Raw genomic sequence first — 21,802 nt, forward strand, 5'->3', positions numbered from 1 at the left:
GGTTTTCCGGCGTTAAAACCTTCTTCTTCACGTTAATATGCGGCAAAGCTCGCGCAAGGTCTAGCGCAAAGCCCTACCCTTCACCGTCCGAACTCTCAGTGAGACCCAAAAGTTTCAGTTTGCGGTGCAACGCCGAGCGTTCCATGCCGATGAAGGTCGCGGTGCGCGATATATTGCCGGAAAAGCGGTTGATCTGGATCCGCAGATATTCACGTTCGAAATTCTCGCGCGCTTCTTTCAACGGGATCGCGGTGATCGATTCCGAATTGTGCAGGATGTCGGTACCGCCGCGGACCAACTCGGCAGGCAGCATATCGGCATCGATCCGCGCCAGCCGGTCGCTCGGCGCCAAAATCATCACCCTCTCGATCACATTGCGCAATTCGCGGACGTTTCCCGGCCATTCATGCGCCTGCAAAGCCGCCATCGCTTCCGAACTGATCTCGGGCGGCGGGACGCGGCGGTCGGCGGCATAGCGACGGACGTAATGGTCGCACAGGCTGGCAATATCATCGCGGCGCTCGCGCAGCGGCGGAATATGTACCGGGACGACGTTCAGCCGATAATAAAGATCTTCGCGAAAGCGGCTCTCGGCGATTTCGGTCGTCAGATCGCGCGCCGACCCGGAAATGATCCGCACATCGACGCGGATCATCGTGCGGCCGCCGACACGCGTAAAGCTCTGGTCGGTCAGCACGCGCAGAATCTTACCCTGCGTCGTCAGCGGCATGTCGGCAACTTCGTCCAGAAACAATGTGCCGCCATGCGCTTGTTCGAGCAGCCCGACGCGGATCGATCCGTCGTCGGATTCGGAACCAAATAATTCGGTTTCGACCGTCTCGGGATCCATCCGTGCAGAGGAAATGACGCGAAAAGGCGCGTTCTGTCGCCCGCTCCACCCGTGCAGCACGCGCGCAGCGACTTCCTTGCCGACCCCCGGCGCGCCGGTGATCAGCACCCTGCTGCCGGTACTTGCCACGCGCTTTAACGTGGCGCGGACATTGTTGATCGACGCACTGGCGCCGGTCAGTTCGTCGGACGGCCCTGCCTTTTCGCGCAGCTGCTCATATTCGAACTTTAGCCGCTCGCTTTCGGTCGCGCGCGCGACCAAGTGGAGCAGGCGAGAAGCCTCGAACGGCTTTTCGATGAAATCATAGGCGCCGCGCCGGATCGCTGCGACCGCGGTGTCGAGCCCGCCATGGCCCGAAATGACGATGATCGGCAGCGTCGGGTCGAACGCCTTGATCGCCTCGACGAGTCCCAGTCCGTCGAGCCGCGATCCTTGCAACCAGACGTCGATCAGCGCCAGCGACGGGCGCCGCTGGCGGATGGCCTCTAGCGCGGAATCGCTGTCGGACGCGGTCCGTGCCTCATAACCTTCGTCCTCCATGACGCCGGCGACGAGTTCGCAAATGTCGCGCTCGTCATCGACGATCAGAATATCAAGCGCCATGTTCGTCTTTGTCCTGTCGATTGCGGATCCGCCCCGGAACCGATTCTGCTTGTCCCATGTATGTTTCTTCGCCTGTGCCCGCCAAGGGACGTAGCCGCTCGGGGTAAAGCGTCAACGTGACGCAAGTCCCCTGTCCCGCCGGATTGTCCGAAAACTCTAACTCGCCATAATGTTGCTCGACGATTTTTTTGACGATCGCGAGGCCCAACCCGGTGCCGCCCTGGCGCGTCGTCATATAGGGTTCGGCGATCGCCTCGCGCGCTTGCGGCAGCCCGATTCCATCGTCGATGATGCGGATCACCATCTCGCCCTGCGCTCCAATCGCCAGCTCGGCATCGATATGACCGACTGGAACCGTCGTCGAATTTTTTGATTGTTCTTCAATAGCTTCTACGGCATTTTTAACGATATTCGTCATCGCCTGTGACAACAGGCGGCGATCGCAGACCAGCGGTTCGATCCCGTCGGGAATATTCACCGTAAAGACGATGTCGGGTTTGGCGACTTCGAACAGGAATACGGCCTGGCGCAGGATATCGCGCGCATCCTCGACCCCGAACGTCGGTTTGGGCATGCGCGCGAAACTGGAAAACTCGTCGACCATCCGGCGCATGTCGTGAACCTGCCGAATGACCGTATCGGTCAATTTCTTGAACGTCGCGCTGTCACCCTCGACCTTGTCACCGAAGCGTCGTTGCAGCCGCTCGGCGGCGAGTTGAATCGGGGTGAGCGGGTTCTTGATCTCGTGCGCGATGCGCCGCGCGACGTCGGACCAGGCGGCACGGCGCTGATCGAGCAATTGCTGGGTAATATCCTCGAAACTCAGGACAAAGCCGTCACCCAGCGCGACCGCTTTGGCCGCGAGTGTCGCGGGCTCGGCGTTCGCGCGGGCCAGCTGAACGATGGCCTCCCGCTCATTGCCGATCAGCAATTGCGCCAGCTCGGGCGCCACTTCGGCCAGCGGACGGCCCGTCAGGCAGTCGCTCGATTGGCAGATCAGCCTTTCCGCCGCCGCATTGGCCAGCAGGATGTGGTGATCGGCATCGACCGATACGACCGCTGACGACACGCCGCTGAGCACCGCTTCGATAAAGCTGCGCCGTGCTTCGAGCTGTGCGTTGACACTGACTAGCGCGCCCGTTTGTCCTTCCAACTGCTCGGTCATCCGGTTGAACGCGCGCGTCAGCACAGCAATCTCGTCGTCGCGCGCCGGCGGCGTGACGCGCACCGACAGGTCGCCGTCCGCCGCCGTGCGGGTCGCGCCGATTAACGTTCCCAACGGCCGAACTATGCGGTCGGCGACTACGATCGCGGCGATAACGGCGAACGCGAGGAGCAGCAGGGAACCAAGATAGAGTGCCCCATTGAACTGGAGCTGCAGCAGCTGTGAGCGCTGAAACAGCGCATTGTAATCCCCCAGAACCGTGCGAGCGAGCTCGAATTGCTGTTGACCCAGGCTGGATACCGCCCGCGACGCATAAAGAAATGCATTGGGCCGACCCGGAAGCCGCGCGACAGCTTCGATCCGGTTGGCGCTTCGGGTGACGACAACGTCTTCGCCAGCATTGAGCCGCTTTATGGTCGCCAGCGAAACGCGGCCTTCCGCAGCTCGATTGTCGGGGTCGATCATCACTGCGGTGCGCGGTACGCCATCGCGACCCATTTCTATGATCGCCGATTCAGTGAGTTCGCGGACGACCACCTGAAACCCATAGGCGTCCTGAAAACTTATGCTGTCGATAGCTTGGGTGTCGAGATATTTGCTCAGGTCTCCCGCCATCGTGGAAGTCTGTACGGCGACCGACTTCTGGCTTTCCTCGTAAAAGGACTGCGCAAGAGTAGCGGCGTTTTCAAACATCCCTCGCGATCGGTCCGAATACCAGAAATCGACGCCGAACTGGAACAGCAGCGACGCAAAGATCACGACGAGCAAGGTCGGTGTCGCCGCGATCAGTGAGAACAGAGCGACAAGCCGTACGTGCAGTCGCCCATTGCCACCCTCCATCGACCGCACCGCGCGCGCACGCGCCACGCGGCTGCCGATCAGCACTATCAGCGCCATCGCGGGGACCAGATTAGCGACCATGATCGCCGCAACCAGCGCCGGGGTCAGCAGCCGTTCGCTCTGCGCATCGCCGGTCACAAAAACATATGTCGCCAAGCCAATGCTAACGATCAGCGCCAGCGTATAATATTCGGGGGCCGCAAAACGCCAGAACCCCGAACGCGCGTCCGGTTCGTCGGAATCGACGTCGAAGGTCAGGGGAGCCGCTTGCGCCATTGTTGCCATGCTACGACAAACCTGTTGCATAGAAAACACACAAACTGCGCCTGGAGGGCTCAAACGCCTCTATTTTGAGCTAGTTTCTTATGCTCATGGATGGGTCGGGTCGATATCCAGCTGCCCCAGCCGTTTGCGCAGCGTGTTGCGATTGATGCCGAGCCGCCGCGCCGCCTCCAGCTGGTTGCCACGCACATCGCGCAGGACGCGGCGGAACAAAGCCGCCTCGACGATCGCTTCGAGTTGGCGATGAAGTTCGCCGTCGGGTGCCTCGCTTGCCATATGCTCACGCGCCCAGTCATCGACGGCGCGGGCGATCAGATCCGCAGGTGCCGCCGCGCCCCCACCCTCGCCATTTTCGTGCAGAACCGTCTCGACGTCGCGTACCGTGACCACGGTATCCCGCGACAGCACCGCCAGTCGCTGGACGACGTTGCCGAGTTCGCGAACATTGCCCGGCCAGTCATAACGTTCCAGCCATTGCATCGCGGCGGGCGCGAACTGGCGGTCTGGCAATCCCGAGCTACGCCCCGCTTCGACGAAGTGGCGGACCAGCGCGGCAATGTCACTACGCCGGTCGCGCAGCGGCGGTAGAGTCACCGGAATGACGTTGAGCCGATAGAATAAATCCTCGCGGAACCGGCCATCCGCAACCAGCGTCCGCATGTCGCGGTGCGTCGCGGCGATAACGCGAACATCGGCACGGAGTGCCTGATTGCCGCCGACGGTTGAATATTCGTTGCTTTGCAGGACACGCAGCAGACGCGTCTGCGCCTCCAGTGGCATGTCACCGATTTCATCGAGGAACAGCGTTCCGCCGGCGGCCTGCTCAAAGCGTCCGGCATTGCGGCTGTGCGCCCCGGTGAACGCGCCCTTTTCATGCCCGAACAGTTCGGCTTCGATCAATTCTCGCGGAATCGCCGCCATGTTGATCGCGACGAAGGGACCGGTCCGGCGCAGCCCGGTCGCATGAACGGCGCGCGCGACGACTTCCTTGCCCGTTCCCGATTCGCCAAGGATCAACACCGCGAGGTCGTTCGAAGCGAGGCGCGCGATGGTGCGATACACCGCCTGCATCGCCGGGGCGCGGCCGACCAAGCCGTGGCTATCAGCTTGCGCCGAATCAGGCCTTGCCGCCGGTTCGGCGCGCCGTTGCAACGCGGCGCGAACGCTCGCGGTCAGCTCGTCGAGATCGAAGGGTTTGGGCAGATAGTCGTAACTGCCGATGCCGGTCGCGCGCACCGCGGTGTCCAAAGTGTTCTGCGCCGACAGCACGATCACCGATGTACCGCCATCCACCCGCAGCGAATCGATGCCGTCGCCATCGGGCAGGACGACGTCAGTGATCACCAGATCGGGACGGTTGTCGGCCAGCCATGCGTTGCGTTCGGCGATGCTGCCGACCGACACGAACTGTCCACACTCGCCGACCAGCGTTTCGCGGATGATCATCGCGATCGCGGGATCATCCTCGACCAGCAGGATTACCTTGCCGTTGCTCATCCGGCTCGTCCCTTTTGTGCGACGGGGAGGTGCACACGAAAGCGGGTCCATTCACCGTCGCGTATATGCTGGACGGTGCCGCCCATGTCGCGCGCCAGCTTGGCGACGAGCGCCAGGCCAAGCCCCCGTCCCTCACGCTTCGTCGTGACGAAGGGGTCGAACAGGTCGCCGCGGATGTCAGCGGGGACGCCGGGGCCGTTGTCGCTGACGCTGACTTCGATCGGCAGCGCGATGCGACCGCGCCCGTCGCCATTGTCGATCGACAGGCCGTGGCGATAGGCGGTCGCCAGCCGCACAACTCCATCGTCGCGCCCACCCAAAGCCTCGCAACCATTGGTCACCAGATTGAGCAAAATCTGCACCATGGCGTCATGATTCCCATGCACGAGCGGCAACGACGGATCGAAATCCTCGGCAAAGCGAACTCCTGGAAACTGGCGCGCGCGCGCCGTTTCCATCGCCTGATGGATCGGTTGATAAAGGTTTATCGGCGCGCAGGCGATCGGCTGTCCCCGCGAAAAATGCTCCATCTGGTCGATCAGCGTCGCGATCCGGTCGACCTCGGTGCAGATCAGCGTCGTGAAACGCTCGCCGCTGATGTCGGTCTTGCGTGCCAGCAGCTGCGCCGCGCCCTTGATCCCTGCGAGCGGGTTCTTGATCTCGTGCGCCAGCATGGATGCGGCGCCCCCTGCGGCGCGGCCCGATCGCCCGATCGCACCGCCCATCAGTTCGGTCTCGCTTTGCGCGGGGACGAGCGCCAGGATACGGTGGCCGCTATGGCCATAAGGGACCATCTGCATATCAACGAAAATCGTCTTGCGCCCGCCAACCGAAATTTCGGCACGATGCGCGAACAACGCCGACGTCGCTGCGTCGCTCATCCGTTGGCGATAGCTGCGATCCATGTCGATCACATCATAAACGACGCGCCCCACCATTGCCGAACGGCTGACGTTGCACATCTGCTCGGCGGCGGCGTTGACGAACAACACGACGCCGCCCTTGTCGATTAACAATGTCGGGATGGGATGCGACTGGATCAGCTCGTCGTGGTCGAAGCTCGGTATGCTCGACGTGAGCGCGCTCACGCGGCGGCCTTGCTCAGGAACGGCGTGTAAAAACGTTCGAGCGCATCGAGCACGTCGCGGCTGCTGGGGATCTGGTTGACCATGTTGCGGAATTCGGCCGAGCCGTGCAGCCCCTTGACGTACCAGCCGAGATGCTTGCGCGCCATATTGACCCCGGTAATCTCGCCGTAATGGTCGATCATCGCGCGGTAATGCGATGTAATGACGTCATATTGTTCGTCGATACCGGGATCAGGCCGATCGCCCTCGCCGCGCAGCGCCGCCATGACCTGCCCAAGCAGCCAGGGACGACCATAGGCGCCGCGACCGATCATCACGCCATCGGCGCCGCTTTGCGCCAGCGCGGTGCGCGCGTCGTCGGCCGAGCAAATGTCGCCATTGGCGATCACCGGGATCGATACCGCGTCCTTGACCGAACGAATAAAGCTCCAGTCGGCTTCGCCGCGGTACATCTGGTTACGGGTGCGGCCGTGAACCGTCACCAGCTTCGCGCCCAGATCCTCAGCGATATGCGCCAGTTCGGGGGCGTTCAGGCTGTCGTGGCACCACCCCATTCGCATCTTGACCGTCACAGGCACCTTGACCGCCTCGACGCAGGCTTTGATCAGCGCCGATGCGAGCTTCAAATCGCGCATCAGCGCCGACCCCGCGTCGCCGCTGGTCACCTTGCGCACCGGGCAGCCCATGTTGATGTCGATGATCGCGGCGCCGCGATCTTCGTTCAGCTTCGCTGCCTCGCCCATTTCATAGGGGGTGCAGCCGACGAGTTGCATCGACACCGGTTCTTCGACCGGATGCCACGCGGCTTTCTGGATCGATTGACGCGTTTCGCGGATCGCGGCCTGGCTCGCGATCATCTCCGTAACATTCAGCCCAGAACCATAGCGACGCACCAGCGTGCGGAAAGGCATGTCGGTGACGCCCGTCATCGGCGCGAGGATTACGGGATCCGCGATGGTGATGTTGCCGATCTGGATGGGCCGCAGCGGCGCCATGGGGGAAGCTTTCGTCTAATTGCCTAAAATTTGAGCAGCCCGTACACGCTAAGCCGCTTCCCCGCAAGGCGTGGCTGCGCTACCCGGCGCGTGATATGAACGATTTCGCTTCTTCCCCTGCCCCGCTCGTCGCGGTCGTGCTGCTGGCCGGCGGTCAAGGCGTGCGCGCGGGATTCGACGTCCCGAAGCAGCTCGCGATGCTGGGCGCCAAGCCGGTGCTGCGCTGGAGCCTCGACGCCTTTGCCGCGCATCCCGCGGTGGCCGGCGGCGTGCTGGTGGCGAATTGCGACGTCATGGCGGCCGCAGGACCCTTGCCGGCAGGCTGGATCTCCGCCGATCCCGGCGCCGAAAGGCAACAATCTGTCTCCAATGCGCTCGTGGGGCTCTCCGATTGGGATGACGATGCGCTGGTGCTTGTTCACGATGCCGCGCGGCCCGGCGTGAGCGCGGAGGTAATCGATCGCTTGCTCGCGGCGCTAGTCGACGCCGAGGCCGCGATTCCCACGCTGCCGGTTCCCGATACACTTGTCGAACAAACGGACGATGCGGCAGGCGACGTCGTCGACCGCAGTACGCTGGCCCGCGTTCAGACGCCGCAGGCGTTTCGTCTTGGGACATTGCGCCGAGCCCATGTCGCGGCGGTCGGGGCGACCGCGACCGACGATGCGCAGCTTGTCCGGCGACTGGGCGTCGCGGTCGCGGCGGTGCCTGGCGAGGCCCGGCTCCACAAACTGACATATGCCGAGGATATGGCGATCCTCTTCGGCCTGCTGGGAATCAGGACTATGACACGTACCACGGTCGGCTTGGGATATGATGTCCACCGCCTTGTCGCCGACAAGCCGCTGTGGATCGGCGGCATAGAAATCCCGCATAGTCATGGTCTTGAAGGTCACAGCGATGCCGACGTCGGGCTTCATGCGCTGACCGACGCGATCCTCGGTGCGCTCGGCGACGGCGACATCGGCGATCATTTCCCACCGAGCGATCCGCAATGGCGGGGTGCTGCTTCGTACCGCTTCCTCGACTTTGCTGCGACCCGCGTCGCAGAACGGGGCGGTCGTATCGATCATGTCGACCTGACGATCATCGCCGAAGCACCCAAGATTGGCCCACACCGTGGGACGATACGCTCCCGCATCGCCGAAATCCTTGCGATCCCGCTCGAACGAGTTAGTGTAAAAGCGACAACGACGGAGCGGCTGGGGTTCACCGGTCGCCGCGAGGGGATCGCTGCGCAGGCTGTCGCGACTTTGCAACTTCCGGAGAATTGACCGTGCTGCCTGACGATGAATCGCGGCTTGCCGTGCGCGACGCGCTTGCAACGATTGTGCTCGCCAACAATCGCGCTGCGGGGCGCAAAGTGGCGGTCGCCGAAAGCTGCACCGGCGGCATGGTCAGCGCGGCGCTGACCGACATCGCTGGTAGTTCGGATGTTTTTTCGGCGGGCTTCATCACCTATTCAGGCGATGCCAAGCAGAGCCAACTCGACGTGAGCAGCGAAATCCTGGAAACCTTTGGCGAGGTCTCGCTCGCTACCGCGTGGGCTATGGCGGCAGGTGCGCTTGCCAACAGCGACGCCGATATTGCCGTCGCGATCACCGGCATCGCCGGCCCTGGCGGCGGATCGGAAAAGAAACCGGTGGGCTTGGTCGTTTTCGCCCGCGCGCTGCGCGGCCAGGATCCCGACGACTATTTCAGCCAGCGGGTCCAGTTCGAATCAAATGATCGCGCCACAATTCGCCATCATGCGACCCTGTTCGCGCTCGATCTGCTTCAGCCCGAAAGAGACGAACTGCGGCCCTCGGAAGATATTGCGCTGCCCGCAGCATAAAGATCGTCGGCGCGCGTTTCGAACGCCGTGATCATCTTGCGCAGCGCCTTGTCGAACATCTGCCCGGCCAGTGCTTCGAACATCCGGCTGCGGAAAGCGAAGTCGACCATGAAGTCGACGCGGCACCCGCCGCCCTCGACCGCAGTAAAATGCCATTCATTGCTGAGGTGACGCATAGGTCCGTCGATATAGCTGACAATGACCTCGCGCGGCCGCTGTTTGTGGACTCGGCAGGAAAAGCTTTCGCGCAGCCCTTTGAACCCGACGATCATGTCGGCGACAGCTTCCTGTTCGCTCTCGCTGCGCAGACGCAGCGCGATCACCCACGGCAGAAACTCCGGATAGCGCTCGATATCGGTGACGAGCGCAAACATCTGCTCGTCGCTATACGGCAGGACGCGGGTTTCGTGGTGCCTTGGCAAGAGCGGAATCAGCCGGCGTTGGCGCGTGCCAGCTGCGCCTCACGCGCCGCGCGCATCCGTTCGAAATCGTCGCCGGCGTGATAGCTTGAGCGCGTCAGCGGCGACGAAGCGACCTGCAGGAACCCTTTGGCGCGCGCGATCTGGGCATAGGCGTCAAACGCTTGCGGGGTCACGAAGTCGATCACCTTGGCGTGCTTCGGCGTCGGCTGCAGGTACTGCCCCATCGTCATGAAATCGATGTCCGCGCTGCGCATGTCGTCCATCACCTGGTGCACTTCCATCCGCTGTTCGCCGAGCCCGAGCATGATCCCCGATTTGGTGAAGATCGACGGATCGCGGCGTTTCACGCTTTCGAGCAGGCGCAGCGAGGCATAGTATCGCGCGCCGGGGCGGATCGTCGGATAGAGCCGCGGCACGGTTTCGAGATTATGGTTATAGACGTCTGGCCGCGCATCGACGATCGCCGCCACCGCGCTTTCGGGCTTGTTACGGAAATCGGGGGTCAGGATTTCGATCGTCGTCTGGGGCGTTTCGCGGCGCAGTGCGTTGATAACCTTGACGAACTGGCTCGCGCCGCCATCGGGCAGGTCGTCGCGATCGACCGAGGTGATGACGATGTGGCTGAGCCCCATCTTCGCCGCCGCGATCGCCGTATGTTCGGGTTCGAGCAGATCGACCGCGCGCGGCATCCCGGTCTTGACGTTGCAGAAGGCGCAGGCGCGGGTACAGGTGTCGCCCAGGATCATCACCGTCGCGTGTTTTTTAGTCCAGCATTCGCCGATGTTCGGGCACGCCGCCTCTTCGCACACCGTGTTGAGGTTCAGCTCGCGCATCAGCTTGCGCGTTTCGGCATAGCCGGGGCTGGTTGGCGCTTTGACACGAATCCAGTCGGGCTTGCGCTGGCGCTGGCTGGGAGTGGATGCGGGTTGTGCAGGAGCGTTCATTTCGATCACATAGTCCCGCGCGCGGCTCTTCTCAACCTCTCTACCTATGCTAAGGCGCGTCCATGACTCACTTTGCACAGATGATCGAAGGTTACCGCCGTTTCCGTGACGGCGGCTGGCAAGAACAGCGCGAACGCTGGGACGGGTTGGCCGAGGGACAATCGCCCAAGGTGATGGTGATCGCCTGTTCCGACAGCCGCGTCGAACCGTCGCAGATTTTCGACACCAATCCGGGCGAAATCTTCGTCGTCCGCAACGTCGCAGCGCTGGTTCCGCCGTTCGAGACCACGCCCGGTCGCCACGGCGTGTCGGCGGCGCTCGAATTTGCGGTTCAGTTTCTGCACGTCGAGGAGATCGTCGTGATGGGCCACGGTCTGTGCGGCGGCTGCCACGCGGCGCTGCACCGCTCGATGGCGGGCGCCGAGCCCGGACGCGGCGGTTTCATCGCCGACTGGATCGCGATGCTCGATGACGCCAGCGCGCAGGTACGCAGCGACCACCCCGACATCAACAACCGCGAAGCAGGCCGTGCGATGGAGCTGGCAGCGGTGCGCGTAAGCATAGACAATCTCAGGACTTTTCCCTGCATTCAGGAAAAAGAGCGGCGCGGCACATTGCGCGTCCGCGGCGCCTTTTTCGCGATCAGCGATGGGGTGCTGCATTTATTGGACGAAGCGACCGGGGAATTCGTGCCCGCCGCCTGAAACAGGAGCGCATTATGAGCAAGAATGCGATGTGGCTGACCCTCATTTTTGTAGCGGCGGTAGTCGGCGCGTTCATGGGGCCATCGCTGGCCAGCGTCCTGTCGCCAGGAACCTTGCTCATCCTGTCGGTGCTGCTGATCGGCGGCATCGTGATCTTCTGTTTCTGGGCGCTGTCGAGTAACAAGAGCGGCGCCAAGGCCGATACCGCTGTCATCGCCGACGCGCGGACAATGCAGGCGCCTGCGGGGAAAGCGCGCATCCATGTCACGCGCCGCGGCTTTGTTGCGGCGCTACAGGGCATGAACGTGATCCTCGACGGATCGGCAAAGGGTCAGATTAAGTCGGGCCAGATGCTGATGGCCGATGTTGAGCCGGGGCGACATCACCTGCATATCGCGACCGCCAAGGCAAAGCTGGCGCATCCTGCCGAATTCGACATTGATGTCGGCGCGGGCGGGGTCGTCGTGATCGGCGCGATGATCGAAATGGGCGCCTTGAAGGGCAGCATCAAGTTGGAACGCCTCGACGCCGCCAAGGCGCGTGAGGATGTTCACGCCACCAAATTGGTGTTGTGGGAAGTTCCACCCGCGATACGCTGATCACATAAGCGGTTGTTCGGTAAACGGCATGTTTGGGGTGGGAAGCTGCCGTTTAGGTCCGCGCTTCAAAAGCAGATTGTGCGGCTTGCGCCCTAGTGCGCAAGCGTGGCCATAAGTGATGGCTGACGAATGCTGCGTCTTCTCCCTTGGGTAGGTCCACAAGCATCGCGTCCAACAAGGCCTTCACCTCGTCGATGGTCTTGGCTTCTTCTGTGTCCAAAAGACTTTCGCCGATCGCGCGTTCATCAAAATCATTGTCGTCAAAGAAGAAATGAAAAATCTGATCGATGCTAGGCATCAGTCCTTGTTCGCGCTCGTTGTGCCACAGTTCTTCCGGATCTTCCGCCGCTAGCTCTTGGAGATATAGAATGAGCTCTTCTCGCTTTTCCGGATTGGCAAGCGAAGCAGGCAGGAATGAGTGATCATCCGTCATATTGCGACGGTAACTATGATCGCGATTGACTGCAATGTCCGCAATTGGTCGGTAGCCGTCGTCGATCACGCCAGTTAGGGAATCGCGTAAGTCACATTTGCTTGCCCCACCGGCCTGTCAGGATCGTCCGTCCATATCCGCACATCCATTACCGCCAGCCGCTTGCCAAGGCGCAGCATGTTTGCGTCGGCAAACAGCGGACCCGGCCGGCACGGGCGCAGGAACTGGTAGTTGAGCGCGCTGGTTACGGCCATCGCCACGGGGCCGATATGTGCGAGGACGAGCGCATAGGCAGCCATGTCGGCGAAGCCCATCTGGGTCGGTCCAGAAATCAGGCCGCCGGGACGCAGTGCCTTGTCGGTCGGGTCCATCCGCGCCTGGATATGCCCGGGTGCGGCCGACTCGACATGACCGCGCGTGCCGGGGGCCGAATGGGGAAAGGCCTCGGTCAAAAAGGCGTTTAGCGCGTCCGCATCCAAGCGGATCGCACTCGATGAAACAGGCGCCGCCTCCCCCACGCCGGTCAGCGCGTCAGCTTTTTGTACGACGTCGCATGCGGCCGCGTTGCGTCGTCGCCGAGGCGGCGGATCTTGTCTTCTTCATAGGATTCGAAATTGCCTTCGAACCATTCGACATGGCTGTCGCCCTCGAACGCGAGGATGTGGGTCGCGAGGCGATCGAGGAAGAAGCGGTCATGGCTGATGACCACCGCGCAGCCTGCGAAATTCTCCAGCGCTTCTTCAAGCGCGGCGAGCGTTTCGGTGTCGAGATCGTTGGTCGGTTCGTCGAGCAGCAGAACGTTGCCGCCCTGTTTCAGCATCTTGGCCATATGGACGCGGTTGCGTTCGCCGCCCGACAGCTGGCCGACCTTTTTCTGCTGGTCGACACCCTTGAAGTTGAAGGCGCCGACATAGGCGCGCGTCTGCATTTCGTGCTTGCCGATGTTCATCATTTCGGCGCCGCCCGAAATTTCCTGCCAGACATTGTTATCGGGTTTCAGATCGTCGCGGCTCTGGTCGACGAAGCCAAGGTGGACAGTATCGCCGATGACGACCTGCCCGCTGTCGGGGATTTCCTGTCCGGTGATCAGTTTGAACAGGGTCGACTTGCCGGCGCCGTTCGGACCGATGACCCCGACGATGCCGCCGGGCGGCAGCGAGAAGGACAGGTCTTCAAAGAGCAGCTTGTCGCCATAGGCTTTCGAGATGTTTTCGACCTCGATAACCTTGCCGCCAAGGCGCTGGGGAACCTGAATGACGATCTGCGCCTTGCCGGGGATGCGCTTTTCCTGCGCCTCGACCAGCTGGTCAAAGCTTTTGATACGCGCCTTTGATTTGGCCTGGCGGGCTTTCGGCGACTGCCGGATCCATTCGAGCTCGTCCTTGATCGCCTTCTGGCGACCGGCGTCCTCGCGCGATTCCTGCTCGAGGCGCTTGCCTTTCTTTTCGAGGTAGGTGGAGTAGTTGCCCTCATAGACAAAATAGCGCCCGCGATCGAGTTCAAGGATCCAGTTCACGACATTGTCGAGGAAGTAGCGATCGTGGGTGACGAGGATGACGTTGCCCGGATAGTCGACAAGATGCTTTTCGAGCCAAGCTACGCTTTCGGCATCGAGGTGGTTGGTCGGTTCGTCGAGCAGCAAGATCGAGGGTTTTTCGAGCAGCAGGCGGGTGAGCGCGATGCGGCGCTTTTCGCCGCCCGACAGGCTCTCGACGCTCGCATCGCCCGGCGGGCAGCGCAAAGCCTCCATCGCGATTTCGAGCTGGTTGTCGAGGGTCCAGCCGTCGACCGCGTCGATCTTTTCCTGCAGCGTACCCATTTCCTCCATCAACGCGTCGAAGTCGGCGTCGGCGGGGGGATCACCCATCAGCGTGCTGATTTCGTTGAAGCGCTCCATCATGTCGGCGACTTCGCGGACGCCGTCCATGACGTTTTCCTTGACCGTCTTGGTCGGGTCGAGCTCGGGCTCCTGCGCCAGATAACCGACCGTGATGTTTTCACCCGCCCAGGCTTCGCCGGTAAATTCAGTGTCGATACCCGCCATGATCTTCATCAAGGTGGACTTGCCGGTGCCGTTCGGGCCAACGATGCCGATCTTGGCATCGGGATAAAATTGCAGGCTCAGATCCTTGAGTGTCGGCTTTTGCGCGCCGGGATAGGTCTTGTTCAGACCCTTCATCACGAAACTATATTGGGCGGCCATGGAAATGCTCCGAATATGGGCTGGGCCGCGCGCGCGGCCGGACGAGAAGGAATCGTGGGGCGGTTAGCGAATGGGCGCGAATTTGGCAATCGACGCTTGCCGTTGGCGGCGCGAACTCGTTAGGGATGTGGCATGAAAATCATTGGTCGCGCTATTCGCCTCTTCGCCCTGTCCGCTGCCGCCATCGTCAGCACCACCACCCTCGCCGCCGAACCTGTCGCGGCGGAACTGGCGCAGCAAGGGCAAGACCTTGCGTGGTGGATTGTCGAAGACCTCACCACCGAAATCGGACCGCGTCAGGCCGCGACCGAAGCCGAAGCTGCGGCGCGAACCTGGGCCGTCCAACGCCTGCGAGAGATGGGGTTCCAGAACGTCCGCGAAGAAAAGTTCAAGATGCCGACCTGGGTTCGCGGCGAAGAACAGGCGTCGTTGATTGGTCCGTTCCACCCTCAGAAACTGGCCATTGCCGCGCTGGGGAACAGCGCACCGACCGGCCCGAAAGGGATTGAGGGCGAGGTCGTGTATTTCGCCAGCTTCGACGCGTTGCAGGCCGCACCCGATCGCGCCGTCAAAGGCAAGATCGTCTTTATCGACCACAAGATGGCGCCAACCCAGGACGGCAGCGGCTATGGCACTTATGGCCGCGGCCGCTTCACTGGTCCCAATGTTGCGGCGAAAAAGGGTGCGATCGCCATCGTCATCCGCTCGATCGGTACCGACAGCCACCGCAACCCGCACACGGGAGTCACCAATTTTGATACCGGCGTCAAACCGATCCCGGCTGGCGCGCTGTCGAACCCCGATGCCGACCAGTTGGTCCGTCAATGGACGCGCGCGCAGGCAATGCGACCGGCGAGCGGGCATGGCGACACGCCCGAAGCGCTGCGCATGAAGCTGCTGCTAACGCCGCGGAACCTGGGGCAGCAGACGTCGGGCAATGTCATCGCCGAAGTTCCCGGCAGCGACCCCGCCGCCAGCCCGATCATCCTCGCGTGCCACCTCGACAGCTGGGACCTTGGTACCGGCGCGATCGACGATGCGGCGGGTTGCGGGATCATCACAGCAGCTGCCAAATATGTGATGATGGCGGGCCAGCCGCGCCGCACCATCCGCATCCTGTGGGCGGGCGCAGAAGAAGTCGGAGTGTTCGGCGGCAAGGCCTATTTCAACGCGTATGGGAAAGAAAAGCATGCCGTCGCGATGGAATCAGATTTCGGCGCCGACCGCGTGTGGCGGGTCGATTTCAAGCTGCCTGACAGTGCAAAGTCGCTCACCGACCGGATCAGCGCGGCGATTGCGTCTTATGGGGTTGTCCGCGGCAAAGACCCGGCAGGCGGCGGCGCCGACATCGGCGCATTGGTCGCGGCGGGCGTTCCCGCGATCGACTTTGCCCAGGATGGCACGCGCTATTTCGATCTGCACCACACGCCCGATGACACGCTGGACAAGATCGATCCGGTCCAGCTGCGGCAAAATGTCATGGTCTGGACGACTGCTTTGGCGATTCTCGCCGATAGCAGCGATACCGAGCTTCCCTGATTGTGACTCAGAAATGACAGATTTCCGAGCCCGCTGACCATCTCAATTATTTTTGTTGACGATTCACATGGAACGGCTAAATCCCGCCGCTCGCGGGACGGGAAAGTTCCCCATCGCGTTAAGGCATTTTAGGGAGCCCACACATCATGAAGAAATTTGCTGCTATCGCCGTTGCTGCCAGCATGTTCGCCCTCGCCGCTTGCGGTGAAAAGGCTGCTGAAGAAGCCACCACGGAAGCTCCTGCTGCTGAAGCAGTTGCTGAAGAAGGCGCCGACGCCGCTGCTGCTGGCGCTGAAGCCGCTGCTGCTGGTGCCGACGCTGCTGCTGCTGGTGCAGAAGCTGCTGCTCCGGCCGACGCCATGGCTGCTCCGGCTGATGCCGCTGCTGCTCCGGCTGCTGCCGCTCCGGCTGAAGAAAAGAAGTAAGTCACAGCCCTTCGGGGCGTTGACTGAAACGAGAAACGGGCGGTCTTCCTTCGGGAAGGCCGCCTTTTTCTTTGCCTAATGCTTACGCGGGATAGACTTGCGCCTTCGCCCTGTCTAAGGCGCCAACCAGTAGTCGGGGAGTAGCGCAGCCCGGTAGCGCGCCTGCTTTGGGAGCAGGATGTCGCAGGTTCGAATCCTGTCTCCCCGACCACTATCCTCCCAGATCAATCCAGCCCAAGTTACCCGGGCCGCAAATCACCCGGCAGAGGTCGCGATCAGCCGCGCATAGAAATCGATCATGCGTTTGAAGCTGTCGACTTTCATATGTTCGTTGGTGCCGTGGATCATCGCGGTTTCCTTCAATGTGAAGTGCATCGGCATGAAGCGGTACACATCCTGCGAAATCGACTCCATGCTGCGGCTGTCGGTCGCGGCCACAACGAGAAAGGGTGCGACCACGGCGTCGGGCGCGTCGGCGCGCGCGGCGGCGACGACATATCTCCAGCCTCGCGAACTGGTCGAAGAAACGCGCGAAGGTTCGTTCGGCGGCTTGACCCAGCTGAGTTCGACCGGCGCATCACCAACCGCCGCCTTTGCCCGCGCCATGACGTCGGCCGATTTGTTCCACGGCGCGATGCGATAGTTGATCAGCGCCGTCGCCGATTGCGGCAGCACATTCTCCTTCGGGCTTCCCACCAGCATCGTTGGCGCGATGGTGGTGTGAAAAGCCGCCGCCGTCGACGGCGATGCCGCGAGCTGGCGTTTCAAAATCGGCGAGAACAGCCATTGATTGGCGACCGCCATCTTTGTTGTGCCACCCTTACGCGCCGCCAATGATTCGACCATGGCCGCACCAGGGCCGCGCATTTCGACGGGGAATGGGCTTTCCGCGATCGCGAGGACAGCGCGCGCCAGCGTCGTCACACCGGTTTCGGCGGGCGGCATCGAACTATGCCCGCCGGGCGCATTGGCAGTGACCTGAAGCGTCGCATAGCCCTTTTCAGCGATGCCGATCAGGATAGCCGGACCGTTGATCACCGGTGTATCGCGGAGCACCACGCTGCCTTCATCGAGTGTAAAAAGGGCGCGCACCCCGTCGGCCTTCAGTTTTGCGGCCGCCCCAACGGCCCCTGCGCCGCCCGCCTCTTCATCATGACCGGAAACTAAGTAAATGCTGCGCTTGGGTTGGAACCCCTGCGCCGCCAGCGCTTCGAGCGCTTCGAACAGACCGATCAGCGACCCCTTGTCGTCGACAGTACCGCGCCCCCAAACGGCTTGTTCGGCAACCGTCCCAGCGAAGGGCGGGTATTTCCAGTCAGCTTCGGTGCCTTCGGTGACCGGTACCACATCTTGGTGCGCCATGACGATGATCGGCGCCAGCGATGTGTCGCTGCCCGGCCAATGATAGATGAGGGTGCGGTTCGGCAATATGGTGCGCGTCATGGCGCGATGGGTGGCTGGATAGGTCGCGGCCAGCCAGCTGTGTAGCCGATCCCATTCGGCAATGTCATTCTGGGCCGCATTCTGATGCGAAATCGTCTTGATCTGCGCCGCCGCGCTCAGGTGCACAACCGCGGCCTGCAAATCATAGGTCGGCGTCGCCGCAAGCCGGACGTCGCTGCCGTCGGCAATATCCGTGGGTGCGAAGGTCGCGGTGCGCACCGCGACCGTTCCCGCCACGACCGCAATGACCGCAAGCCCTCCGATCAGGATCGTCCGCCGCTTTCCCATGTCCCTCTCCTTCTGCCGGTGCAATGGACCGTCATCAGTTGCGATTTGCAAGGGAAATGCTTGGAGGAAATGGTGGGCCCGGCAGGACTCGAACCCGCAACCTAGCCGTTATGAGCGGCCGGCTCTACCATTGAGCTACAGGCCCCCCTTTGCAACCCGCTGGGGGTCTGCAGGCGATAGCGGAGCGCGCGGCGGATTGGCAAGCGCCAACGCTCAGCGCATTGTCCTGCTTTCGGCCATCGCCAGTATTGCCGCCGCCGTGGTCGCCTCGACTCCGCGCCGCGCCAGATGATTCAGTACCACGTCCCACCAGCGATAGAACAGGTCGAGGTCAGCAGGGCTGCGTACATAGGGAGTATTGCCCGGTTGCAGCGACGGCGAATGGAACGAAAAGTTGAGGACGGGCAGCCGCCGGTCGACGGCGATGTCGATCGCCTTGCAGGCGCGTCCGGCGGGAATCCCTTCGGGCGTGAGCGCAATGCGTTCGACAATGCCCAGCCGCGCCAGCACCGCACCGGCATGCGTACCGTTGCGTGCCACGCCGTGATAGACGCGCTGCCCGGCGTTCCCCAGCATGCCGCCAAACACCGTCGTCACCGGTACCTCGAGCACCGCCCCCGCTTTGGTTTGCACCCACCACGGGTGCAGAGGTGCGCCGCGATAGTCCGGGCCATGACCAGAACGGTAATCGAACCCAGCACGCACCGACGTATCACAGCGGAAACCCAATTCGGCGAGCATCGTCGCGCTATCGGGGCCAAGGCCATAACGTCCGGCGCGGTACACGGTCGGCGCCGTTCCGAAACGATCGCGGATCGCGTCCCGCAGCGCCGTCATCTTGGCGCGCTGCAGATCGGGGGGCAGATTGCCGGCATAGCTGTTGCGCGCGCTGACGTCTTCGTCGTGCGGCGGCGTGACCCACGGGTGAAGCTGCGCCCCGATCTCGCAATGGCCAGTGGCCTGAGCAGCACCGAGAATTTGGACCGCGCGATCATCGGCGACGATCGGCCAATCGACCAGATAAATCGGCTTCACATTCGCGCGGCTAAAATAATCCTGGCATTCAGCGAGCGCGGGGACCGACGCGAGGCCATAGCCAGTGCGGGCGAACGGCGAGGCCCAGTCGAAATCCTCTTCGGTGTCGATCGTGACCCAAAAGCGCGGCCGATCGTCCGCGGCCAGTTCCACCAAGTCGGATGCCGCCGGATCTGCCAAGAAATTGCCCGCAGGCTGCACCGCGCTCCCCTTTGCCGCTGCCACCTCGGGCTATTCGCCTTGCTGGGCTTCCAGCTCGACCTCGGCCTTCGAGTTGGCGGAGCGCAGGTGCAAGGTCAAGGCGTTATGCCCGATGTCGAGCCGTCCGCCAACCGCGCGGGCCAGACTGTCAACCAGCCGCAATGAAAAGCCCAAGCTGAGCACCGCAGCCCCGGGCGCTTCGCCTTCGGGGCTGAATCCCGGATCGAGCAGGTCGGCGGCGGTGGCAAAGCGGATCGTCGCGGGCCGGACAATCCGCAGTTGCAACATATCGTCGTGCGGCGATTCGGTGACCAGTTGGCCAACCAGAATTGCGCCCGTTTCGGATACGTCGACCAGCGCGGTCAACAGGCGGCCGACCATGCGCCGCGCGTTGGCATCATTGCTCAGCCCCATGAAAGGTCCGCCGACCCGCGAAATGCTCAGGTCGACGCGCTGTTCCCGCAACAATGTCGCAAGATCGCTTTCGACCTGGGTTACGACCGCACCGACATCGACAATCTCGCTTGGCGACGGATCGACGATGGCGGCGTTGCTTCGCGCCGCAGTTTCCAGATCGTCGATAATCGTCTGGACCGAAAGCGCGTCAGCGACAATCGTATCGGCCATCGTGCGATAGCTTTGATTGACCGGTCCGAACATCTGTCCGGCGACGATCTGGGCAAAGCCCGAAATGGCGTTAAGCGGGCTCCGCAGTTCGTGGATCAGCTGGCGGATCGAATCGCCCGAATCCTCGGCGACGGGCCGACCATAGGGGGTCTCGCTGCGATTGGGGCGGCGCGCGCTGCCGCGATAGCCGCGAAACTGTCCCGTGGCCGGGTCAAACCACGGCAACGCCGAAAAGCGCCATTCACCCGCGTCGGCAGGCGTACCTTCCAGCATCATACGCGCATTCAGGATTTCGGCGCGCTGGCGAAACGCGCCCGCGGCGACGCCGTCGGTCCCGGGCTCGCCGCCAAAGGCCGCCTCGGCAATCGATAGCCCGATCACCGCGCCGCGGGTGACGCCGTCGACCCACTGGATCACGCCATCGGGGCCGGTTTCGAACAGGAACGCGGCCCGCGACGCTTGGGCAGCCGTTGCCGCCGCGGGTTGGCCGCGGGTCGACTGAAATTTGTCGATCCGGCGGACGAGTTCGCTGATTTGGCTGGTGCCATTTTCCACGGCAGCATCCGGGGCAGCGTGGAGCGGGACGACCGGCGCCGGGACGGCCTCGTCCATTGCGGCGGAGGCCATGGTTGCCGGCTGGGGTAGCGCCACCGAAGCACTTCCCAGACTGGCGAGCGCGCGATAAACCCCCTGCGGCAAGTCGACTCGCCCGGCCAGCACCGACCGTGCCATGGCGTTGGTCGCCGGCAACATCGCGAGCCAGTCGGCTTCCGACAACTGGGCGCTGCGCAGCATGATCGCCGACACGGCTGCCACGTCATTCGCATAAAGCGCCACCACCGGCGCAAATCGGCCGTGCTTGGCTATCGACCGCGCGCAATCGCGGCGCACCGATTCGGGAACGCGCGGACGCAAAACGGCGAGCGCATGCAGGCTGCGACGAATATCTTCATCAGCCAGTTGATTGCCGCGCTGAGCCAGAATATCGGAGAGTTGGCGCCACGCCGCGATGCTGGCGCGGCCGTCCGCAGGCGCTTGGCGCAAGATGGTCGCGATCATCGAGTCAGCAGTCACGCGAAACCAGCCCCACACCTTCTATCGTTGGTTACCGTAAGCTTACCGGCTAGCGTGAATCCCCTGGTCATGAAAGTGCCTTCACTGGCCACGTCACATTGTGGGACAATTGCAATCGCCTGAAATAATATTATGGTCATCGCAGTTTTGGAAAGCGGATGTTTCAACGATGGCGAGTCAGAAATTCGATCAGATCGATCTTCAGATACTGGACGAACTACAGAAAAACGGCCGGATGACGAATGTCGAACTGGCGCAAATGGTCGGATTGACCGCCCCACCCTGCCTGCGCCGGGTGCGCGCGCTCGAGGAGTCGGGGGTCATCCGATCCTATCATGCCGATCTGGATGCAGCGAAGCTGGGCTATGGCATCACCGTGTTCGCGATGGTCAGCCTGCGCAGTCAGGCCGAATCCGACTTGAAAGCGTTTGAGGATTATGTCGGCGGACTCCCCGAAGTACGCGAATGTTATATGCTGAACGGCGAGATCGACTTTCTGCTGAAAGTCGTCGCGCGTGACCTGCAGAGCTTCCAGTCGTTCCTCACGGCGCATCTGACGTCGGCGCCCAACGTCACCAGCGTGAAGACATCGCTGACGATTCGCACGGCAAAGCAGCTAGCTGGGATTCCCGTCGAAGCCTGACGGGTTCGAATTCCGAATCGCCAGCAAAAAAAGGGCGCCGTTCCAATTCGGAATGGCGCCCTTTTTCG

Annotated in this window: 20 protein-coding genes and 2 tRNA genes; 8 read left to right on the forward strand and 14 right to left on the reverse strand. The window is 62.4% G+C overall.

Annotated elements, in window-relative coordinates:
• Positions 1 to 73: 73 nt before the first annotated feature.
• The 5 genes from ACQY6T_RS05685 to dusB all read right to left on the reverse strand — a co-directional run bounded on the left by ACQY6T_RS05685 (position 74) and on the right by dusB (position 7,320).
• Positions 74 to 1,453 carry a sigma-54-dependent transcriptional regulator gene (locus ACQY6T_RS05685; RefSeq protein ID WP_428629388.1) on the reverse strand — a complete coding sequence of 460 codons (1,380 nt, stop codon included), beginning with the start codon at positions 1,451 to 1,453 and terminating at the stop codon, positions 74 to 76.
• The gene (locus tag ACQY6T_RS05690; RefSeq protein WP_428629390.1) at positions 1,443 to 3,734 is read right to left on the reverse strand and encodes a sensor histidine kinase; all 2,292 of its coding nucleotides are present in this window, start codon (positions 3,732 to 3,734) and stop codon (positions 1,443 to 1,445) included. Before ACQY6T_RS05690 ends, ACQY6T_RS05685 begins: the two co-directional genes overlap by 11 nt.
• A gap of 93 nt (positions 3,735 to 3,827) precedes the next feature.
• Positions 3,828 to 5,237: a sigma 54-interacting transcriptional regulator gene (locus ACQY6T_RS05695; protein WP_428629392.1), complete on the reverse strand. Its 1,410-nt coding sequence runs from the start codon at positions 5,235 to 5,237 to the stop codon at positions 3,828 to 3,830.
• Positions 5,234 to 6,325, reverse strand: a complete 1,092-nt coding sequence (locus ACQY6T_RS05700; protein ID WP_428629394.1) for a two-component system sensor histidine kinase NtrB — start codon at positions 6,323 to 6,325, stop codon at positions 5,234 to 5,236. Before ACQY6T_RS05700 ends, ACQY6T_RS05695 begins: the two co-directional genes overlap by 4 nt.
• Positions 6,322 to 7,320: a tRNA dihydrouridine synthase DusB gene (gene dusB / locus ACQY6T_RS05705; protein WP_428629395.1), complete on the reverse strand. Its 999-nt coding sequence runs from the start codon at positions 7,318 to 7,320 to the stop codon at positions 6,322 to 6,324. The genes ACQY6T_RS05700 and dusB overlap by 4 nt, the downstream gene beginning before the upstream one ends.
• 95 nt (positions 7,321 to 7,415) lie before the next feature.
• Between dusB and ACQY6T_RS05710 the strand changes: the two genes are divergently transcribed.
• Entirely contained in the window at positions 7,416 to 8,594 is a 1,179-nt protein-coding gene (locus ACQY6T_RS05710; protein ID WP_428629397.1) for a bifunctional 2-C-methyl-D-erythritol 4-phosphate cytidylyltransferase/2-C-methyl-D-erythritol 2,4-cyclodiphosphate synthase, read from the forward strand.
• Positions 8,595 to 8,596: 2 nt separating this feature from the next.
• Positions 8,597 to 9,154, forward strand: coding sequence for a CinA family protein (locus ACQY6T_RS05715; protein WP_428629399.1), 558 nt, complete (start codon positions 8,597 to 8,599; stop codon positions 9,152 to 9,154).
• On the opposite strand, the gene ACQY6T_RS05720 is transcribed toward ACQY6T_RS05715, so the two are convergent.
• Together ACQY6T_RS05720 and lipA are read right to left on the reverse strand one after the other, a co-directional pair.
• Entirely contained in the window at positions 9,097 to 9,576 is a 480-nt protein-coding gene (locus ACQY6T_RS05720) for a type II toxin-antitoxin system RatA family toxin (RefSeq protein ID WP_428629401.1), read from the reverse strand. The two genes, ACQY6T_RS05715 and ACQY6T_RS05720, sit on opposite strands and share 58 nt — an antisense overlap.
• An 8-nt stretch (positions 9,577 to 9,584) precedes the next feature.
• The gene (lipA, locus tag ACQY6T_RS05725; RefSeq protein ID WP_428629403.1) at positions 9,585 to 10,520 is read right to left on the reverse strand and encodes a lipoyl synthase; all 936 of its coding nucleotides are present in this window, start codon (positions 10,518 to 10,520) and stop codon (positions 9,585 to 9,587) included.
• A 62-nt stretch (positions 10,521 to 10,582) separates the two neighbouring features.
• Between lipA and ACQY6T_RS05730 the strand changes: the two genes are divergently transcribed.
• Both ACQY6T_RS05730 and ACQY6T_RS05735 read left to right on the forward strand, forming a co-directional pair.
• Entirely contained in the window at positions 10,583 to 11,224 is a 642-nt protein-coding gene (locus ACQY6T_RS05730) for a carbonic anhydrase (RefSeq protein ID WP_428629405.1), read from the forward strand.
• A 14-nt stretch (positions 11,225 to 11,238) separates the two neighbouring features.
• Positions 11,239 to 11,823, forward strand: coding sequence for a hypothetical protein (locus ACQY6T_RS05735; RefSeq protein ID WP_428629407.1), 585 nt, complete (start codon positions 11,239 to 11,241; stop codon positions 11,821 to 11,823).
• Positions 11,824 to 11,875: 52 nt separating this feature from the next.
• On the opposite strand, the gene ACQY6T_RS05740 is transcribed toward ACQY6T_RS05735, so the two are convergent.
• From ACQY6T_RS05740 to ettA, 3 genes are all read right to left on the reverse strand, one after another.
• Positions 11,876 to 12,256, reverse strand: coding sequence for an SCO4402 family protein (locus tag ACQY6T_RS05740; protein WP_428629409.1), 381 nt, complete (start codon positions 12,254 to 12,256; stop codon positions 11,876 to 11,878).
• Positions 12,257 to 12,330: 74 nt separating this feature from the next.
• The gene (locus tag ACQY6T_RS05745; RefSeq protein ID WP_428629411.1) at positions 12,331 to 12,708 is read right to left on the reverse strand and encodes a PaaI family thioesterase; all 378 of its coding nucleotides are present in this window, start codon (positions 12,706 to 12,708) and stop codon (positions 12,331 to 12,333) included.
• Between the two features lie 71 nt (positions 12,709 to 12,779).
• On the reverse strand, positions 12,780 to 14,459 hold the full coding sequence (gene ettA, locus ACQY6T_RS05750) for an energy-dependent translational throttle protein EttA (protein ID WP_428629412.1): 1,680 nt from the start codon (positions 14,457 to 14,459) through the stop codon (positions 12,780 to 12,782).
• 132 nt (positions 14,460 to 14,591) lie between these two features.
• Here ettA and ACQY6T_RS05755 point away from each other — a divergent pair, with 132 nt between their 5' ends.
• The 3 genes from ACQY6T_RS05755 (at position 14,592) to ACQY6T_RS05765 (ending at position 16,634) form a co-directional block, all read left to right on the forward strand.
• The gene (locus ACQY6T_RS05755) at positions 14,592 to 15,998 is read left to right on the forward strand and encodes a M28 family peptidase (RefSeq protein WP_428629414.1); all 1,407 of its coding nucleotides are present in this window, start codon (positions 14,592 to 14,594) and stop codon (positions 15,996 to 15,998) included.
• Between the two features lie 204 nt (positions 15,999 to 16,202).
• Complete coding sequence (locus ACQY6T_RS05760) at positions 16,203 to 16,502, forward strand: hypothetical protein (protein WP_428629416.1); 300 nt, start codon at positions 16,203 to 16,205, stop codon at positions 16,500 to 16,502.
• A 55-nt stretch (positions 16,503 to 16,557) separates the two neighbouring features.
• Positions 16,558 to 16,634: transfer RNA gene (locus tag ACQY6T_RS05765), tRNA-Pro, on the forward strand.
• 44 nt (positions 16,635 to 16,678) lie between these two features.
• On the opposite strand, the gene ACQY6T_RS05770 is transcribed toward ACQY6T_RS05765, so the two are convergent.
• The 4 genes from ACQY6T_RS05770 to ACQY6T_RS05785 form a co-directional block, all read right to left on the reverse strand.
• Positions 16,679 to 18,154, reverse strand: a complete 1,476-nt coding sequence (locus tag ACQY6T_RS05770) for a M20 family peptidase (RefSeq protein WP_428629418.1) — start codon at positions 18,152 to 18,154, stop codon at positions 16,679 to 16,681.
• A 70-nt stretch (positions 18,155 to 18,224) separates the two neighbouring features.
• Positions 18,225 to 18,299: transfer RNA gene (locus tag ACQY6T_RS05775), tRNA-Ile, on the reverse strand.
• Between the two features lie 68 nt (positions 18,300 to 18,367).
• On the reverse strand, positions 18,368 to 19,414 hold the full coding sequence (locus ACQY6T_RS05780) for a polysaccharide deacetylase family protein (protein ID WP_428629419.1): 1,047 nt from the start codon (positions 19,412 to 19,414) through the stop codon (positions 18,368 to 18,370).
• Between the two features lie 6 nt (positions 19,415 to 19,420).
• Positions 19,421 to 21,076 carry a histidine kinase dimerization/phospho-acceptor domain-containing protein gene (locus tag ACQY6T_RS05785; protein ID WP_428629420.1) on the reverse strand — a complete coding sequence of 552 codons (1,656 nt, stop codon included), beginning with the start codon at positions 21,074 to 21,076 and terminating at the stop codon, positions 19,421 to 19,423.
• Between the two features lie 184 nt (positions 21,077 to 21,260).
• Here ACQY6T_RS05785 and ACQY6T_RS05790 point away from each other — a divergent pair, with 184 nt between their 5' ends.
• Positions 21,261 to 21,734, forward strand: a complete 474-nt coding sequence (locus ACQY6T_RS05790) for an Lrp/AsnC family transcriptional regulator (RefSeq protein ID WP_428629422.1) — start codon at positions 21,261 to 21,263, stop codon at positions 21,732 to 21,734.
• Positions 21,735 to 21,802 lie beyond the last annotated feature (68 nt).

It is taken from the genome of Sphingopyxis sp., from assembly GCF_965279725.1.
Lineage (GTDB): Bacteria > Pseudomonadota > Alphaproteobacteria > Sphingomonadales > Sphingomonadaceae > Sphingopyxis.